This is a genomic window from Sporolactobacillus shoreae (assembly GCF_004684935.1).
GTDB classification, from domain to species: domain Bacteria; phylum Bacillota; class Bacilli; order Bacillales; family Sporolactobacillaceae; genus Sporolactobacillus; species Sporolactobacillus shoreae.
On sequence record NZ_SRJD01000053.1, the window covers coordinates 1 to 2,372 of the forward strand.

2 protein-coding genes are annotated in these 2,372 nt (G+C 38.2%); both read right to left on the reverse strand.

The genetic code is table 11. The annotated features are described in order from the left end of the window. Positions 1-122 precede the first annotated feature (122 nt). Complete coding sequence (locus E4665_RS17955; RefSeq protein WP_135350174.1) at positions 123-1,886, reverse strand: AAA family ATPase; 1,764 nt, start codon at positions 1,884-1,886, stop codon at positions 123-125. 245 nt (positions 1,887-2,131) lie between these two features. Beyond that, a partial coding sequence (locus tag E4665_RS18400; protein WP_206663606.1) for a hypothetical protein occupies positions 2,132-2,372 on the reverse strand: 241 nt, incomplete at its 5' end.

Genomic DNA, 2,372 nt, shown 5'->3' on the forward strand with positions numbered 1-2,372 from the left:
GACACCATCGAATGCTTCGAAGCTCCGGATCACGGACGGGTACTGGGTGAACTCACAAAGAAGCAAAAGGCGCTCTATGATGCTCTCGGTGTAAGTTATCCATCGTTATAAATTCCGGGAATTCAGGTTTTAAAGGAAGTCTTGGACAACAGCTCAATCTTGCTATGACCTGTAACATCTTTCAAGATTCGATAGTGACTAGTCTCTTCTCCAGAATGATATGCTATATTATGGAAATCAAATAGTGAGTGAGTAAAGATAAACACGTTAATATCAGATGACTTGAACTCACTCAAGAATGAGTTGATAACCGAGGTCATAAAATAGCGATTATTCGAATCAATACTGGTTATTGGGTCGTCAAGAACGATTGTACTAATTGTTGGATTCATCTTTTTCGAGACATGCGTTTGCGCATTGACTCCATACTCTGAAAAAAGTCCAAAGTAAAACTGCACGAAAGCAATAAGTCTTAACTCTCCCTCGCTTAACGAATTAATGTCAATAATCGAATTTTCGGAGTTAATGACTGCATCGAACGTGGAGGTTTTGATTCTATTAAATTCAAGACGAAAGCCAAGACCAATCGATGCGAGAGTATCGTTAACCAAATTTTTGAAACCTAACAAGTCGCTCGTGTCACTTTCTAGCTTTTCAAGGTACTTTCTAGAAAGAGCTAGAGAAATATTTTCATATTTACGCTTTTGCAGCAAGTCAATAAGTTGAGTAGCCTGTTCCTGAACGGTGAGACTAGCCTTAAGTTGTTGGCCAATTTTTCGTTTGGCAAGATTCTCTATATTTGCCTGCTCACGCCTATATTGCTGTTCACAAGTAACAAGACTTGCTGATACCTTTGCCACCTCGAAATTTAGATTATGTATACCATCAAAAATTCCATCTTTGAGTGCTATTACCGACTCTGTACTGTTCGCCTTCTTCTGCAATGTTTGCAAAATCAAAGAAATACTATCCTTAGCGTCTAAAATTACTTCATTGGAAATTTCTGAAGAAGGTAGGCTCTGAATTTCTACCAGTGCTGCCTTGAGATCCGTCTGGAATTTTGCTATCGCCTTTTGCAAAGCTGCATACTCAGAATCTATCCGTTCAGACACGTGCATCTTCACATCACCAACAATAAACTGACTGCCACAGAACAAACATTCTTCATTTTCACCATCATCTTGCTCATCAAGGCGATGCAGTATTCTACCTTGTTCAAGCCATTTTACAACAACGTCTGCAACGCTACTCTCCGGTTTAATTACGACCTTCTTCATATGGTTGGCAAACTGGATCTCTCGTTTACTATCGAGATTTTGAAGAATCGGATTAAGTTGATTTTTGAGTGTCGTAATCTTACTCAGTTCCACATCAATTTCCTTTGCGGAAGAGACGTCAGACTTGACATCTTGGTATCGAGTGATTTCTTCATACCATAGCTGTAGTGCTTTAATAGGATCTTGTTTGGCATTGGGCTTTTGTTTGATGACGGAAGTATCAAAATCTTTTTTTACCTGATCCATTATCTTATTCATCTCATTAACCAAGTTTGCTTTTAATTTGGTAATGGCATGCTGTGTGGATGTGTCAGAATTTAGAAATTCCAGAATTTCATTCGCCTGTTGAATGGCATCTGTACGATCTATCTGATTTTTACCAACAATTAGATTAGTTCCTTCAATCGTTGATCTTTGACGTATGTTACGATCAACGTATTGTGTATCAAACACCCGTGTATGATCAGGATCAATCCCTTGTATCCAATTGGATAGTGCTGACTTACCACTTCCATTTTGACCAAAAAAGATATTCACTTGATTCAATGATTCTCCAAAAGTATATCCATCAAACGATTTCGAAGTTACGTTGTTTAACGTATATATCATCAGTTTCCCATCCCTAGTTTTTCAGATAATCCATGTTATAAGTATACTTGTGTTTATCATTTAAAAGTATGAAAGCAGCAGGTAAAAGTATATCAAAATACATTACCATTTGACGAAGAACATTCTATAGATTTCTAGCCACGTTGTCTTATAATTACAATTAAGTCGTGTGGCTAGATTTTGTGCTTGTGTTTCGCAAGCGTTGACTAAAATGGTGGGAATATTTGCTGTCTGATTAGAATTTTTCATCTCACTTTATTATGCCACTTTGCTTCGCATAATGAGTAGCCACACGTTTTAGTTAAGTCCGTATACTTGTGTAAATAGGGTGATCTGAATATGAGGAAATGAGCAGGGGGTTCTGTTTTTCTGGAGGGGGCTGGCCAGCCCCCTCCAGAAAAACAGCGGGATTCGATTTCCCCTGTTTCTTTCATTTTTTTCATAGAAAATGAGCCGGAGCCCATCATCTCAGTTAGAATAGAGTCG